This is a genomic window from Halomonas alkalisoli (assembly GCF_021412585.1).
Classification (GTDB): Bacteria; Pseudomonadota; Gammaproteobacteria; order Pseudomonadales; family Halomonadaceae; genus Halomonas; species Halomonas alkalisoli.
The window spans coordinates 52,396-66,020 of record NZ_JAKCMI010000028.1 but is presented as its reverse complement, the minus strand read 5'-3'; the positions used below and the strand labels follow the sequence as shown (position 1 = coordinate 66,020).

14 protein-coding genes are annotated in these 13,625 nt (G+C 63.9%); 4 read left to right on the top strand and 10 right to left on the bottom strand.

The features are described 5' to 3' along the window. Positions 1–20: 20 nt before the first annotated feature. Positions 21–464 carry a hypothetical protein gene (locus LY622_RS12840; protein WP_234291250.1) on the top strand — a complete coding sequence of 148 codons (444 nt, stop codon included), beginning with the start codon at positions 21–23 and terminating at the stop codon, positions 462–464. A gap of 45 nt (positions 465–509) precedes the next feature. Here the strand turns inward: LY622_RS12840 and LY622_RS12835 are convergent, their stop codons facing one another. From LY622_RS12835 to LY622_RS12800, 8 genes are all read right to left on the bottom strand, one after another. After that, positions 510–1,250 carry a SanA/YdcF family protein gene (locus LY622_RS12835; RefSeq protein ID WP_234291249.1) on the bottom strand — a complete coding sequence of 247 codons (741 nt, stop codon included), beginning with the start codon at positions 1,248–1,250 and terminating at the stop codon, positions 510–512. A gap of 86 nt (positions 1,251–1,336) precedes the next feature. Further along, on the bottom strand, positions 1,337–1,909 hold the full coding sequence (gene sufT, locus LY622_RS12830) for a putative Fe-S cluster assembly protein SufT (protein ID WP_114477890.1): 573 nt from the start codon (positions 1,907–1,909) through the stop codon (positions 1,337–1,339). Positions 1,910–1,911: 2 nt separating this feature from the next. After that, complete coding sequence (locus LY622_RS12825; protein ID WP_305038585.1) at positions 1,912–3,171, bottom strand: cysteine desulfurase; 1,260 nt, start codon at positions 3,169–3,171, stop codon at positions 1,912–1,914. 15 nt (positions 3,172–3,186) lie between these two features. Next, complete coding sequence (sufD, locus tag LY622_RS12820; RefSeq protein WP_234283240.1) at positions 3,187–4,545, bottom strand: Fe-S cluster assembly protein SufD; 1,359 nt, start codon at positions 4,543–4,545, stop codon at positions 3,187–3,189. Then, entirely contained in the window at positions 4,542–5,294 is a 753-nt protein-coding gene (gene sufC, locus LY622_RS12815; protein ID WP_234291248.1) for a Fe-S cluster assembly ATPase SufC, read from the bottom strand. The genes sufD and sufC overlap by 4 nt, the downstream gene beginning before the upstream one ends. A gap of 98 nt (positions 5,295–5,392) precedes the next feature. Further along, positions 5,393–6,835 (bottom strand): Fe-S cluster assembly protein SufB, encoded by a 1,443-nt coding sequence (gene sufB, locus LY622_RS12810; RefSeq protein WP_234291247.1) that lies wholly within the window; start codon positions 6,833–6,835, stop codon positions 5,393–5,395. A gap of 76 nt (positions 6,836–6,911) precedes the next feature. After that, positions 6,912–7,376 (bottom strand): SUF system Fe-S cluster assembly regulator, encoded by a 465-nt coding sequence (locus LY622_RS12805; protein ID WP_234283243.1) that lies wholly within the window; start codon positions 7,374–7,376, stop codon positions 6,912–6,914. 224 nt (positions 7,377–7,600) lie between these two features. Beyond that, positions 7,601–9,232 (bottom strand): putative bifunctional diguanylate cyclase/phosphodiesterase, encoded by a 1,632-nt coding sequence (locus LY622_RS12800; RefSeq protein WP_234291246.1) that lies wholly within the window; start codon positions 9,230–9,232, stop codon positions 7,601–7,603. A gap of 309 nt (positions 9,233–9,541) precedes the next feature. On the opposite strand from LY622_RS12800, the gene LY622_RS12795 reads away from it, so the two are divergent. Further along, a complete protein-coding gene (locus tag LY622_RS12795; RefSeq protein ID WP_234291245.1) occupies positions 9,542–10,582 on the top strand; it encodes a TAXI family TRAP transporter solute-binding subunit in 1,041 nt (346 codons plus the stop codon). Between the two features lie 11 nt (positions 10,583–10,593). On the opposite strand, the gene LY622_RS12790 is transcribed toward LY622_RS12795, so the two are convergent. Together LY622_RS12790 and LY622_RS12785 are read right to left on the bottom strand one after the other, a co-directional pair. Beyond that, entirely contained in the window at positions 10,594–10,935 is a 342-nt protein-coding gene (locus tag LY622_RS12790) for a zinc ribbon domain-containing protein YjdM (RefSeq protein ID WP_234291244.1), read from the bottom strand. Between the two features lie 140 nt (positions 10,936–11,075). Next, complete coding sequence (locus tag LY622_RS12785; protein ID WP_234291243.1) at positions 11,076–12,011, bottom strand: DMT family transporter; 936 nt, start codon at positions 12,009–12,011, stop codon at positions 11,076–11,078. 145 nt (positions 12,012–12,156) lie between these two features. On the opposite strand from LY622_RS12785, the gene LY622_RS12780 reads away from it, so the two are divergent. Further along, positions 12,157–12,630 (top strand): Lrp/AsnC family transcriptional regulator, encoded by a 474-nt coding sequence (locus tag LY622_RS12780; protein WP_234291242.1) that lies wholly within the window; start codon positions 12,157–12,159, stop codon positions 12,628–12,630. A gap of 80 nt (positions 12,631–12,710) precedes the next feature. After that, complete coding sequence (locus LY622_RS12775) at positions 12,711–13,619, top strand: complex I NDUFA9 subunit family protein (RefSeq protein ID WP_234291241.1); 909 nt, start codon at positions 12,711–12,713, stop codon at positions 13,617–13,619. The last annotated feature ends 6 nt before the right edge of the window (positions 13,620–13,625 follow it).

The following is a 13,625-nucleotide window of genomic DNA, read 5'->3' as shown; positions in this document are numbered from 1 at the left end:
ACCGGAGGAGGTGACCGCTCATGTTTCTCGACAATCGCCAAGTGGCGATGGACAGCGTTCTGGAAGCGCTGGCCGACAGCATCGATTATTTTCAGGACAATCTGGAGCGCCTGCGCCCGTCGCTGCGCGAAGCCCTCAAGCCCCACTACGAGGCCAGGGCCAAGGCGATGCGTCGACTCCAGGAGCTTGCCAGGCATCATCTGAAGATGCTCCCCAGGGATGCCGATGTCGAGCGCGACGACTACATGTGGCTGTGGAGCCGGTTGAAGAGCTTCGTCGGCAACGAAAGCCAAGTGGTCATCGGCGAACTGCTGGAGCAGGAGCGCGTGCTGATGCAGGCGCTTTCCACCCTGTTCACGCACCCGCTGCCCGACCCCCTGGAGCCCATCGTCGAAGAGTGCTGGCAGCAGTGCCGCGCCCTGATCCGTGAACTCTATCGGCTACAGAAGCAGCGTCAGCGCTAGAAACTGCATCAGCGCTAGAAACGCGTCAACCGTAACGCACTGGCGCTACTCCCCCGGCTCCTCACCGTCTGACCCGACTTCGTTGAGCGCCCCGTCGATCATGACGGCATTCCATATCTGTGGGGCGATCTCCAGTGGCTCGACGGGGCCCAGGAAATAGGGCTCCCGACCCCAGAGGTAGAGATCCCCCACGGTCGATGCCCTGGCGGCCCACTCCCTGACCTGCAGCCGCCATAGTCCGGCCACCGGCCGCTCCGGCGCGGCACAGCCGATCGCCTCGACGCCCAACGCATCGGCAATGAAAAGCGCCCGGGGAAGATGCCAGGACTGGGTGACCAGCAGGGCCTGGTCGACGCCGAATACGTCCCGCGCCCGAGCCAGGGTATCGAAGGTACTGAAGCCGGCATAGTCGAGCGTCATGTCCTCGTGACGCACGTGCTGACCGCGCAGGTCGCGCCACATGGTCACGGGCTCGTTGTAGTAGCGAGTCCGGTTGTCGCCGGAGAGCAGCAGGTGCTCGACCCTGCCCAGTCGAATCAAGCGGGAGGCGGCATTGATGCGCGCATCGAAGTGGGGGTTGCGTACTCCGCTGCGGGTCCAGTGCGAGGTGCCGAAGACGATACCCACCCGCTCGGGACCGCAAAGTGGCAGCGCGTGCTGGATACGGCCCTGGGTCTGGCCCAGCACCCAGAAGTTGGCTCCCACGAACAGCAGCGACGCCAGGAGCAGTGCGGCTCCCAGCGCCATCAGCAGTACCTTGAAGACCTTCCACAACAGCGCAACCATCGATATCCCCGGATCGAGAAAGGGGAAGCAGGAGCGCCGATTCGCGTTGCGAATGAGAGAACCGCACCAGTGAATCGGACCTGTGGCTAGAACATGCCCAGCTCGAGCTTCGCCTCGTCACTCATCATCTCACGGCTCCAGGGTGGATCGAAGACGATTTCCGTGTGTACCTTACTGATTTGTGGCGCACCGAGGATCTTGTTGCGTGCATCGGCGGCAATGACGTCGCCCATACCGCAGCCCGGCGCGGTGAGAGTCATGCGAATGGTGACGAGGCGCTCCCCGGTAATCAGCCGTTCGATGCGGCAGCCGTAGACCAGCCCCAGGTCGACGATATTGACCGGGATCTCCGGGTCGAAGCAGGTGCGCAGCTGATCCCAGACGAACTGCTCGATCTCCTCCTCCGTGGCATCCTCGGGCAGGGTCGGCCGCGGCAGGGCCTCCAGCCCCAGGGCGTCGAGGTTGGCCCCCTCGATCAGGTAGAGCCGACCCTCGTAGCCGACGCTGATCGAGCTGCCCTTGGCCTGCATCACGCTGACGATGCTGTCCTCCGGCAGGGTAATGGTCTTGCCGAACGGGATCGAAATCGCCGCCACGTCACGTTGCAACGGCAGCGTCTGCCCCCGCTCCAGCCGGGCAATCTGTTCGATATCACTCATGCTCAACGCACCATCCCGATCACCCGCTCCAAGGCCGCCACGAAGGCGTCGACCTCTTCCAGGGTGTTGTAGACGGCAAAGGAGGCCCGGCAGGTGGCATCGACACCGAACCGAGCCAGCAGCGGCTGGGCGCAGTGATTGCCGGTACGGATCGCCACGCCCAGCTGATCGATCAGCAGCGCGATATCCTGGGAGTGGGCGCCATCGACGATGAAGGAGAGCACGCCGGCCTTGTCGGGCGCGGTACCGAGCAGCCTCAGCCCATCGATACGCGAGACACCCGCGGTGGCCCGTGCCAGCAGCTCGGCCTCCCAGGTGCCAATGCGTGCGAGCCCCACGTCGCTGACCCAGTCGAGGGCAACGCCAAGCGCGATGACCTCGGCGATGGCCGGGGTACCGGCCTCGAACTTGTGGGGGATGTCGGCGAAGGTAGTCGGCACGTCGAAGGAGACGCTCTTGATCATCTCGCCACCGCCCTGCCAGGGCGGCATCGCCTCCAGCAGCTCGGCCTTGCCGTAGAGCACACCGACGCCGGTGGAGCCGTAGACCTTGTGACCCGAGAAGGCGTAGAAGTCGGCATCGATGTCACGCACGTCCACCACCTGGTGCGGCGTGGCCTGGGCACCGTCGATGAGAATCCTGGCGCCATGTTCATGGGCGATGGTTGCCATCTCGCGCACCGGGTTGATGGTGCCGAAGGCATTGGAGACATGATTCACCGCCACCAGCCGCGTGCGCTCGGTGAAGAGGGCGCGATAGGCGTCGAGTTCCAGCACGCCACGCTCGTCCACCGGGATCACCTTGACGACGATCCCGAGCTGGTCGGCGAGAAGCTGCCAGGGCACGATGTTGGAGTGGTGCTCGAGCAGCGACACCAGCACCTCGTCGCCCGGCTGGAGATTGGCCCGGCCCCAGCTGTTGGCCACCAGGTTGATCGCCTCGGTGGTACCGCGGGTAAAGACGATCTCGCGCCGATCGGCCGCATTGAGGAAGGCGCGCACCCTTTCGCGGGTGCCCTCGTAGGCCGCCGTGGCCTCGTCGGCCAGGGTGTGCAGCCCGCGGTGGATGTTGGCGTTGTAGCGGCTGTAGTAGTCGCGGAAGGTATCGATGACGCACAGGGGCGTCTGGCTGGTGGCAGCGTTGTCGAAGTAGATCAGCGGCCTGCCGTGAACCTGCCGTTCGAGGATCGGAAATTGCGCACGTATCCCGGCCACATCCAGGGCCGGGGTCTTGAGCACGTGATCGGTGGCCAGGTGATTCATGGTTGACTCCTCGGCTCAGTCGTCATGCAACGACATGGCGGCTTCCACCAGCCCGGAAAGATTGAAGCGCTCCGGCAGTTTGCCGGCCACCGCCAGTTCGACCCGCTCGGCCACGGCTTCCAGCTCCACTCGCTCCATCACTTCCCCGGCGAAGGCGAGCGTCAGCAGCCCACGGGCCGTCTGCTCGTCGATGCCACGGGTGCGCAGGGTGAACACCGCCTCCTCGTCGAGCTGGCCGGTCGTGGCCCCGTGGGAGCACTTGACGTCGTCGGCGTAGATCTCGAGCTCGGGCTTGGTATCGATCTCGGCACGGTCGGAGAGCAGCAGGTTGGCGTTGCTCTGATGCGCCTCGATCTTCTGGCTGTCGCGCTTGACCACCACCCTGCCGTTGAACACGCCACGCGCCCGGTCGTCGAGAATGCCCTTGTAGTTCTCGTTGGAGAACGTGAGCGGCGCGTTGTGGTTGGCCAGCGTGTGGTTGTCCACGTGCTGGCGCCCCTGGGCGAAGAACAGGCCGTTGAAGTTGGCTTCGGCGCCCTTGCCATTGAGGTCGACCACCAGGTCGTTGCGCACCAGGCTACCGCCCAGGTTCAGGTTGAACGAGGTGTAGCGGCTGTCACGCCCCTGCTCCACATGGATGCTGGCGACATGAAGGTCCTTGAGCGACGCCTCCTGCAGCTTGTAGTGGGTCAAGATCGCTCCGCGATCGAGCATGACCTCGTCCACCAGATTGGTGAAGTTGGCCGCCTCGCTCTCGCCGATGTGATGCTCGATCACCGTTGCCTGGCTGCGGGCGCCGGCCTCGATCAGCACCCGCGGGTGGCTCATCACCGGCTGCGCATTGGCACGGGACAGGAACTGCAGGAGGATCGGCTTTTCCACCACGCTGCCCGGGGCCAGGCGTACCACGGCGCCCTCCTCCATGAAGGCGGTATTGAGGGCCGAGAAGGGCGAGAACTCCACTCCGGTGAGGCGCCCCAGCGGGCCGCCCACGGCCTCGTGATTCTCGGCCAGCGCTTGGGAAAGCGGCAGCACAGCGACCCCGGCCGGCAGCTCGCCAAGATCGGAGAGTGCCGCGGAGAAGACGCCATCGACGAAGGTCAGCCGATGCGCCGCGATAGGCAGCGTCAGCGCTGCCGCCGAGGCAGGCGAGAAGTCGGCACTGTCGGTCAGGGCAAAGTCGCCGCGGGCGATGGCGCGCACGTCGGTATATTTCCACGCCTCGACGCGACGATCGGGAAAGCCCAGCGCCTCGAAGCGCGCGGCACCCGCCTGGCGCCGGGCGGCGATCCAGGTCGGTTCCGGGCCGTGGGCCTGGCGCCGGGCTTCAGTGCGTTCGGCCAGGCGATCGAGAAAGGTCTGAACATCGCTCATGCAGCGGTCTCCTCCACCACCCAGTCATAGCCACGTGACTCGAGTTCCTTGGCCAGTTCCTTGTCGCCGCTCTTGGCGATGCGGCCATCGACCAGCACATGGACGTGATCGGGGATGATGTAGTCGAGCAGGCGCTGGTAGTGGGTCACCAGCAGGATGCCGCGATCGGCGGCGCGCAGGCTGTTGACCCCGTCGGCCACGATCCGCATGGCATCGATGTCGAGGCCGGAGTCGATCTCGTCGAGCATGGCCAGCTTCGGCTGCAGCACCAGCATCTGCAGGATCTCGTTGCGCTTCTTCTCGCCGCCGGAGAAGCCCTCGTTGACGGCACGCTGCAGGAAGCTGGCATCCATCTTCATCTCGGCGATCTTGGACTTGATCAGCTTCATGAACTCCGGCGCCGGAATATCGGCCTGGCCGTTTGCCGCACGCTGGGCGTTGAGCGCCGCCTTGAGCAGATAGATGTTCTTGACCCCGGGGATCTCCACCGGATACTGGAAGCCGAGCAGCATGCCGGCCAGGGCCCGCTCCTCGATCTCCATCTCGAGCACGTCCTGGCCTTCGAAGGTGATCGTGCCACTGGTCACCTCATAGCCCTCCTTGCCGGCGATCACCGCCGACAGGGTCGACTTGCCGGCCCCGTTGGGGCCCATGATGGCGTGAACTTCCCCGGCCTTGACGGTCAGGCTGAGGCCCTTGAGGATTTCCTTGCCTTCGACCGTGACGTGCAGATCCTTGACTTCGAGCATCTTGAGTACCTTTTCGATTCTGGCGAGCCGCCGCGGCGACCCGATAAAAGTGTCTTTCCATCGCCCTTGAAGCGCATCATGAGCGAGCGCAATAGCGCCTAGCCCACGGCGCCTTCGAGGGTCACGTTCAGCAGCGCCTCGGCCTCCACCGCGAACTCCATCGGCAGCTCCTGGAAGACGTCCTTGCAGAAGCCGTTGACGATCATGCTCACCGCATCCTCCTCGGAGATGCCCCGGCTCTGGCAGTAGAACAGCTGGTCCTCGCCGATCTTCGAGGTGGTCGCCTCGTGCTCGACGGTCGCGGTGCTGTTGCCGATCTCCTGATAGGGAAAGGTGTGGGCGCCACACTGGTCGCCGATCAGCAGCGAGTCGCACTGGGTGAAGTTGCGCGCACCCTTGGCCCTGGGGCCGATCTTGACCAGCCCACGGTAGGACTGGTTGCTGCGGCCGGCGGAGATGCCCTTGGAGACGATGTAGGAGCGAGTCCCCTCGCCGATATGGATCATCTTGGTGCCGGTGTCGGCCTGCTGGCGGCCGTTGGTCACCGCCACCGAGTAGAACTCGCCGATGCTGTCCTTTCCGCGCAGCACGCAGGAGGGATACTTCCAGGTGATGGCGGAGCCGGTCTCGACCTGGGTCCAGCTGATGCGCGAACGGTCGCCGCGACAATCGCCGCGCTTGGTCACGAAGTTGTAGATGCCGCCCTTGCCGTCCTCGTCGCCCGGGTACCAGTTCTGCACCGTGGAGTACTTGATGTAGGCATCCTCGAGGGCCACCAGCTCGACCACGGCGGCGTGCAGCTGGTTCTCGTCACGCTGCGGTGCGGTGCAGCCTTCCAGGTAGGAGACCTGGGCGCGGCTCTCGCAGATGATCAGCGTGCGCTCGAACTGGCCGGTATTGGCGGCATTGATCCGGAAATAGGTGGAGAGCTCCATCGGGCAGGTCACGCCTTCCGGCACGAAGACGAAGGAGCCGTCGGTGAAGACTGCCGAGTTGAGCGCGGCGAAGTAGTTGTCGGCCACCGGCACCACGGTGCCCAGGTACTGCTTGATCAGCTCCGGGTAGTCGCGGATCGCCTCCGAGATGGAGCAGAAGATCACGCCCGCCTCGCCCAGCTTCTCCTTGAAGGTGGTGGTCACCGACACCGAGTCGAACACCGCATCCACCGCCACGCCGGCCAGCGCCGCACGCTCGTGCAGCGGAATGCCCAGCTTCTCGTAGGTCTCGAGCAGCTTGGGGTCGACCTCGTCGAGGCTCTGGGGGCCGTCTTCCGGGCGTTTCGGCGCACTGAAGTAGGAGATCGCCTGGTAGTCGATGGCCGGATAATCGAGGTGTGCCCAGGAGGGTGGCGTCATCTTCAGCCATTGATGGTAGGCCTTTAGCCGCCACTCCAGCATCCACTCCGGCTCCCCCTTCTTCTGGGAAATGAAGGCAATGGTGCCCTCATCGAGTCCCGGCGGGATAGTGTCGCTCTCGATATCCGTAACGAAGCCTTCCTTGTATTCGCGACGGACCAGCTGTTCCATTTCCTGACTTGCCATGATGGTTCCCCTCCCGGGCGGTTGGGTCGGCGAGCAGCGAGCCCGCTCGGGTAATGTGTTCGGTGGCTTGCGCGTCTCAGGCCGTGTCGGCGGCCAGACTGATACTCTGTATGGGCAGCTGTACCGGCAGCTTGATCGGCGAGGAGTCGGCCAGGTGCGCCAGGGTCACGCTGTCGAGCAGGGTGCGTACCGCCAGCGAAACCCGCTGCCAGTTGTCGGACACACCGCAGGTGGCGAGCAGGTCGCAGTCGCCGTCCACATGGCTGCACTCGGTCATCGCCACCGGCCCCTCGATGGCGGTGATGATGTCGCGGGCCGTGATGCGCGACGCCGGCCGCGCCAGCGAATAGCCGCCCTGGGCGCCGCGGCGGGATTCCAGCAGTCCCGCCCGCACCAGCATCTTCAGTGTCTTGCTCACGGTCGGATGAGGCAGCTGCACCGCCTCGGCCAGCTCAGCCGCTGCGTGGGGCTGCTCCGGGTGACGGGCGATCTGCGCCATCACCACCGCGGCATAGTCGGTCAGCCGAGAAAGCTTGAGCATGCCTGACTCCTCACGATTCGCCGCCAAGCCCTGTACGAGCTTCGCATTCGATTGAGGACCATTTTAGTCCTGTATGGATTCGATGTGAAGACCCCTCTGCCCATTTGGCCAGGGCTAGCGGCACGATAGCGGCAAGATCGATGCCGATCGCACAAATAACGACAATCATTCTCATTGGTAGGGCGTGCTGGAAAGACCTCAATAGTGAGTGCGCCCGCGACGCTTCAGTTTCGAGGCGACGAACAGAGATTCGCTGGCGCCTGATCGTTCTGCCAGCCGCTGTCATGCTGTCGGCACCACTGTTGCAGTTCCTCAGCCGGCAGCGCCTTGGCGTAGAGAAAACCCTGGGCCTGGTCACAGCCCAATTCACGGAGTATGCAGTGCTGGGCGAACGTTTCGACCCCTTCGGCGGTGACCTCAAGGTCGAGGGCATGCCCCACATCGACAAGGCAGGTCATCAGCTTGCGCGCCCTTTCGTCCTCCTCGAGTCCATTGACGAAGGCGCGATCGATCTTGAGCCCGGTAATCGGCAAGTGGCGCAGATATTCGAAGGAGGCGAAGCCGGTACCGAAGTCGTCGATACTGACCCGTACGCCGAAACCACGAATGCGCTCCAGCGCCTGCTTCGCCGCAAACATGTCGTACATCAGCGCAGACTCGGTGATTTCGATCTCGAGCTGCGATGATGATATTCCCGCCTCATGGATCAACGCCTTGATCTCCTGCAGCAGGTCATCGTCAAGCAGATTGCGTACCGACACATTGATGCTGATCCTGCCATCGAAGCGATCGGCGAACGCACAGGCCTCAGTGGCCACGAACCGGGTGACCGGAGCGATCAAGGTGGTGTTCTCCACCTTGGGCATGAAGAGGCCGGGGGGAATCAGCCCGCCTTGGGCGTCGCGCCAGCGAATCAAGCCTTCACAGCCGCAGACCCGGCCATCGGCGAGCCGCAGCTTGGGCTGGTAATGCAGCTCGAACTCCCTTTGCTCCAAGCCACGCCTCACCTGGGAAATCAGTCGTATCGTCTGCACGCTGCGCTGAGCGTAGGAGGGCTCGAAGTGGCAATGATGGCGATGCTTCTCGGTGGCCGCCAGCATGGCGATGCGGGCCTCGCGAATCAGGCTCCCCGGAGTATCGGTGTTGGCCTGCTGAAGGCTGCTCCCCAGCACCAGCTGCACCCGAATGGGAACATCCATGGCAACCAGGTTCTCCTCCCCCAACCCCATGATGCGTTCCGCGATCCGGTGGAGCTCCTCCCGATTGACGGACTGATACAGCAGCATCAGCTCGGCGCCGCTGAACCGATAGCTGCTACCCTGCCAGGGCCCCAGTTGGGCGAGCCGCTGGCTCAAGGCGACGGCCAACTCATCGGAGGCATCGGCCCCCAAGGCTTCCAGGATGTCGGTGATATCAGCGATCCGGACCAATATCAGGCCCGCAGCACGGCCGCCCTCGCGAGGCAGTTGCTTCAGGCTCCTTCCGAGATCGGATTCCAGTGCCACCTCATTGGGCAACCCGGAGCGCGGGTCGATGCGTGATGCCCTGTCGCTCTCTGCGCGGGACCAGCGCAAGCGGCTGAACAAGACTCCGGCAAAGCCGCCGATCAGCAGGAACATGACCAGGCGCATCAGCCAGTTGAGCATCGATTGCGGCTCACCGGTGGCAACCGCCATGGGCATGGCGCTCATCAACAGGCCTGCCGCCAGTGCCACAAGCAGCGCCCCGCTTATGCCATACCAGGCGGCGCCAAGCAGAACGGGAATCAGCATCAGGTAGGGGTAGGCGTAGCGTGTCCCCCCGGTGACATACACGATGGCCGTGCCCAGCGCCAGCAGTGTCAAGAGTATCAGCAAACGACACAGTTGCCGCCCGGCTGTCGGACAGCTAGCCCAGCGCATGCCCCAAAGGCTTCGACTCGATAGCATCCTGCTTCCCCCCTGCGAGCCCCCCGCAACTACGGCACCGGGTTGCGTTTTTCACGACCTACAACAATCATTATTTTTTATTACTACATTCAATATTCTCTCTTAACTTTCCAACGTCAAATATTGATTAATTCAATTTAATCGATTGAGCGACATGGCCATCCCCTTCAGGCTGCTAGACTGAATGGAAACAACAGACTGCATAGCGCGAGCGGCAAGCCGCTGCAGGGAGACACCATGAAGCCGTGTGGAACTGTCACGAACCCTAACGCAGGGTTGGCGCGCCTTGGCGGCAGCCTGCTGCTTGTCCTGGCACTGATGCAGCCCGCTCAGGGCGGAGAAACACAAATCGTCATCGGCACGGCCAGTCCGACCGGGGTCTATCACATTACCGGCCAGGCATTCTGTCGCCTGATCGAAGGCCCTTGCCATGCCCGCCCGTCGGAAGGCTCGGTAGCCAATCTACACAGCGTACGTCAGGGCGACGTCCCGATCGCGCTGGCCCAATCGGACCAGCAATACTATGCCCTCGAGGGCCTGGAAAACTTCGCCGACGCGGGCCCCGACGATTCGTTGCGCGCCCTGTTCTCGGTGCACAGCGAACCCTTTACCCTGGTGGTACGCCGGGAAGCCGGCATAGAGAACTTCAACGACCTGGAGCAGCGAGCGGTAAACATCGGCAACCCCGGTTCCGGGCAGCGGGCCACCATGCTGCAGCTGATGGCGGCCAGGGGCTGGACGCTGAGAGATTTCGCCATGGTCAATGAGCTACCCGCCGATCAGCAGTCGCTGGAGCTGTGTCACGGCAATATCGATGCCATGGTCTACACCGTGGGTCACCCGGACCTGACGATTCGCCAGGCCGTCGATCTATGCAACGCCGCCGTGGTGGGCGTCGAGGGGGATTTCGTCGAGGCCCTGGTGGCCGAGGCCCCCTACTACAGCCTGGCCGAAATACCCGCCGGGCTCTACTACCCCGAGCAGCCGGAAGTGAAGACCTTCGGCGTCCGCGCTACCGTCGTGGCCAGCGAAGCCACCGATCCGGATCAGGTCTATACCCTGGTAGCCGCCGTGTTCGACAATTTCGAGCGCTTTACCTCCTTTCATCCCGCCTACTCGGTGCTCGAGCCCGAGCGAATGATCAAGGAGGGGCTCTCGGCCCCGCTTCACGAAGGTGCCCTGCGCTACTACCGCGAGCAAGGTTGGATCGAGGATGAGGCCAACGGCGAAGGCAATGACGCAGCCGAGGAGGTGGAGACCAACGCTGCGACGGACTAGAAGCCTGGCGCTTACGCCTTCTTGACGAACATAGACTTCAGCTTCATCGGCCCGATGCCGTCGACCTTGCAATCGATGTCATGATCCCCCGGCACCAGACGAATATTCTTCACCCTGGTGCCGACCTTGACCACCGCGGAAGAGCCCTTGACCTTGAGGTCCTTGATGACGGTGACCGTATCGCCATCGGCGAGCGGGTTGCCGTTGGCATCGCGTACGGCAACCTCATCCTCTGTCGCTTCGGCCCCCGCCCCCTTCGACCACTCATGCCCGCACTCGGGGCAGACGAACTGCAGGCCGTCGTCATAGGTGAACTCCGAGGCGCAGGCCGGGCAATGGGGCAGGTCACTCATGGGCTATATCCTGATGGCAGTGGAGACGAGCCAGCGCAAACACGGCACAGCGGACTGCGCGAGCGAATCGCTGGGTTGCGCGGCGTCGAGGAAAGGCGCATAGCCTACACGGCAGGCCGATGCGACTCCAGCCATCGCGGTCAATCTGGCGTACGCTGAAGCAGTCCGCTGGCACAGACGACACCCAGCACGACCATTGCCATACCGAAGGCCGAGAGTGGATCGAGGCTCTCGTGCCATAGCAGCCAGGCCAGCAGGGAGGCACACACAGGGGTGAGCGAGCCGATAGCGGCGGTGGCCTCCGCCCCCAACTGACGAATGGCGTAGCCATAGAGAAAGCTCGACCCCAACCCCACGGCAACACCCTGCACGACGAGCTGTACCCCCCATTCACTGGCTGGCAGGTCATGCAGCGACAGCGGCGTTCCCGCCAGCCACCAGTACAGAAGCACCAGCGCACCGTTGGGAACCGTCACCACGGCCGCAGCCTCCAGCGGACTCAGGCCGCTCTGTCGCATCGACACCGTGAACACCGCCCACAGCAGGCTGCAGACCAGAAACAGCAATTGCCCCTGGCCCAGTGCGGCGGCCTCTCCCAGCCCCGCGGCAATCAGACAGGCCACCCCCGCCAGCACGGCTGCCAGGCCCACCCGGCGCCAGCGAGAGAAACGCTGGCGGAATACCACAACTGCCAGCAGCGTCACGAACAGCGGCGCCGTACCCGGTATCAGGGTGCTCCCCTGCGCCACGGGTGCCCAACCCATGCCGATGGCGCCGAGCAGGAAGAACGGCAGCCCCGCGCCAAGACTCATACCCAGCAGCCAAACCGGCGAAACCGCACGAATCACCGGCCAGCGGCGCAGCAGCAACGGCAGCAGCAACAGACCCGGCACTGCGTAGCGGAACAGCGTCATGTCCAGTCGCGCCAGGGGCGAAAATGCCCCCTGCCGCAACGACAGGAAATAGGCGGACCAGATCAGCACCATTCCCAATGCCGCGCCGCATCCCATCAGCCGATGAGAATGACTCACGAGGAGGGGACGAACGATGGTCAGGGAGTGAATTCGAGTGTTCATGGGCGCTTGGCTCGGAGAATCGAGTAGAAGCCGACAGTGTGCGCCAATACCACTGGCAAACATGGGCAATCTTACCCAGAATCAAAGAGACTATTAGCCGTCCCAGCCAAGAAATAACGAAAAGTTACACTGATGAGGCAAGGACATGCGCATCTTGAAGCTCGACCGCATCGACCGCATGCTGCTGGAGGCCCTGCAGCAGGACGCCCGCCTGACCACTGCGGAGCTAGCGGAGCGCGTCAACCTCTCGCCCTCCCCCTGCGCCAGACGCATTCGACGACTCGAACAGGACCGCCTTATCACACGCTATCGCGCCGAGCTGGACAAGGAGCGGCTGGGCCTTGATGTCACCATCTTCGTCCAAGTACGCCTCAGCCAGCATCAGGATGCGCTGGTCGAGCAGTTCGAAGCGTCGGTGAGCGAAATGCCGGAAGTCATCAACTGCCACACCATTTCCGGCGCCTTCGACTACCTGCTCCAGGTGGTGACCGCCGACCTGCGCGGCTATGAGCAGTGGGTGAGACGACTGCAGAAGCTACCCATGGTCAACAGCGTGGACAGCAGCTTCGCCATACGCGCCGTCAAGGAGAACGGGGCGCTGCCCCTGCCGCCGGGTTGAAGCATCTAGCCCTTTTGCACCGCTCATGGGCCGCCTGGTAGGTCAAGAGCCCACTCGGGAAAGGATGAAGGGAGTCAACGATGTCGAACGGCTGCGTCACCGTCTTCGGCGGCACCGGCTTTCTCGGCAGCCACGTGGTTCGTGAGCTGGCGGAGGCCGGTCGCACGGTACGCATCGCCGCACGTCGGCCCGCCCTGCCCGACTGGGCGGAACCCGGCGATCCGCTGGAGCTCGTAAGCGTCGATATTCGCAGCAAGGCCGATATCGCCAAGGCGCTCGAGGGTGCCGAGGGTGTGGTGAATGCGGTCAGTCTCTATGTGGAAAGCCGCAGCGCGCGCTTCCAGACCATTCATGTGGACGCTGCCGGGCAACTGGCACGGCTCGCCCATGAGACGGGTATCCAGCGGCTGGTACAGCTATCGGGCATCGGGGCCGACCCGGCCTCGCGCTCGGCCTATGTCCGTGCGCGAGGCCATGGCGAAACGGCAGTGGTCGCGGCGCTTCCCAAGGCCATCATCCTACGACCCAGCGTCATGTTCGGCCCCCATGACGCCTTCCTGTCGGCCCTGGCGGGCTTGACGAGGCTGCCGGTCATTCCCCTGTTCGGCCATGGCGAGACGCGCCTGCAGCCGGTTCACGTGATGGACGTGGCCCGCGCCATCGGCCGGCTGCTGGGCAGCGACCCGCCCGAGCGACGCCTCTTCGAACTCGGCGGCCCCGATATCATTCGCTACCGGGAAGCGGTGGAACTGGTCATGCGCGAACTGTCGCGGGAACGGCCGCTGCTTCCCATCCCATTCCCGCTGTGGCACCTGCTGGCGCTCATGGCCTCCCCCCTGCCCAATCCACCGCTGACCCGCGACCAGGTGGTCTTGATGGCCCAGGACAATGTCGCAAACGACGCCGTTGGCAGCTTCGATGACCTGGGCATACTGCCACGCTCGCTACGAGACAGCCTCCCACTATGCCTGGCGGCTGATGCGGGTTGACCCTAC

Coding starts and splice junctions, on each gene's coding strand:
- sufC (WP_234291248.1), bottom strand. CDS start 5,294: ATGCTCGAAGTCAAGGATCTGCACGTCACGGTCGAAGGCAAGGAAATC.
- LY622_RS12825 (WP_305038585.1), bottom strand. CDS start 3,171: ATGAATCACCTGGCCACCGATCACGTGCTCAAGACCCCGGCCCTGGAT.
- LY622_RS12795 (WP_234291245.1), top strand. CDS start 9,542: ATGAAGCCGTGTGGAACTGTCACGAACCCTAACGCAGGGTTGGCGCGC.
- LY622_RS12775 (WP_234291241.1), top strand. CDS start 12,711: ATGTCGAACGGCTGCGTCACCGTCTTCGGCGGCACCGGCTTTCTCGGC.
- LY622_RS12835 (WP_234291249.1), bottom strand. CDS start 1,250: ATGGTTGCGCTGTTGTGGAAGGTCTTCAAGGTACTGCTGATGGCGCTG.
- sufT (WP_114477890.1), bottom strand. CDS start 1,909: ATGAGTGATATCGAACAGATTGCCCGGCTGGAGCGGGGGCAGACGCTG.
- sufD (WP_234283240.1), bottom strand. CDS start 4,545: ATGAGCGATGTTCAGACCTTTCTCGATCGCCTGGCCGAACGCACTGAA.
- LY622_RS12840 (WP_234291250.1), top strand. CDS start 21: ATGTTTCTCGACAATCGCCAAGTGGCGATGGACAGCGTTCTGGAAGCG.
- LY622_RS12805 (WP_234283243.1), bottom strand. CDS start 7,376: ATGCTCAAGCTTTCTCGGCTGACCGACTATGCCGCGGTGGTGATGGCG.
- LY622_RS12780 (WP_234291242.1), top strand. CDS start 12,157: ATGCGCATCTTGAAGCTCGACCGCATCGACCGCATGCTGCTGGAGGCC.
- sufB (WP_234291247.1), bottom strand. CDS start 6,835: ATGGCAAGTCAGGAAATGGAACAGCTGGTCCGTCGCGAATACAAGGAA.
- LY622_RS12785 (WP_234291243.1), bottom strand. CDS start 12,011: ATGAACACTCGAATTCACTCCCTGACCATCGTTCGTCCCCTCCTCGTG.
- LY622_RS12790 (WP_234291244.1), bottom strand. CDS start 10,935: ATGAGTGACCTGCCCCATTGCCCGGCCTGCGCCTCGGAGTTCACCTAT.